Origin of the sequence: Actinokineospora fastidiosa (assembly GCF_014648415.1) — a bacterium.
Classification (GTDB): domain Bacteria; phylum Actinomycetota; class Actinomycetes; order Mycobacteriales; family Pseudonocardiaceae; genus Actinokineospora; species Actinokineospora fastidiosa.
Window position 1 is genome coordinate 1 of sequence record NZ_BMRB01000022.1, and the last position, 821, is coordinate 821.

General features: G+C 58.7%; 1 rRNA gene. It reads left to right on the plus strand.

Annotation, left to right across the window (positions count from 1 at the left end):
- A 23S ribosomal RNA gene (locus IEY98_RS32280) occupies positions 1–821 on the plus strand; the annotation flags it as partial.

Genomic DNA, 821 nt, shown 5'->3' on the forward strand with positions numbered 1-821 from the left:
CCGTGTGGGGGAGCCGTAGCGAAAGCGAGTCCGAAGAGGGCGGTTGAGTCGCGTGGTCTGGACCCGAAGCGGGGTGATCTACCCATGGCCAGGGTGAAGCAGCAGTAAGATGTTGTGGAGGCCCGAACCCACCAGGGTTGAAAACCTGGGGGATGAGCTGTGGGTAGGGGTGAAAGGCCAATCAAACTCCGTGATAGCTGGTTCTCCCCGAAATGCATTTAGGTGCAGCGTCATGTGTTTCACGCCGGGGGTAGAGCACTGGATGGTCTAGGGGGCCTACAAGCTTACCGAAATCAGCCAAACTCCGAATACCGGTGTGTGAGAGCGTGGCAGTGAGACTGCGGGCGATAAGGTTCGTAGTCGAGAGGGAAACAGCCCAGAACACCAGCTAAGGCCCCTAAGTGTGCGCTAAGTGGGAAAGGATGTGGGGTCGCCCAGACAACCAGGAGGTTGGCTTAGAAGCAGCCATCCTTGAAAGAGTGCGTAATAGCTCACTGGTCAAGTGGTCCTGCGCCGACAATGTAGCGGGGCTGAAGCGCGCCGCCGAAGCTGTGTCATTCACACAATACATCCGCTCGCCTTCTTGCAAGGTGGGTGCAGTGGTGTGGATGGGTAGGGGAGCGTCGTGTGGCCTTGGAAGCGGCAGCGTGAGCTAGCCGTGGAGGCCATGCGAGTGAGAATGCAGGCATGAGTAGCGAAAGCAGAGTGAGAATCTCTGCCGCCGGATGACCAAGGGTTCCTGGGGCAGGTTCGTCCGCCCAGGGTAAGTCGGGACCTAAGGCGAGGCCGACAGGCGTAGTCGATGGACAACGGGTTGATAT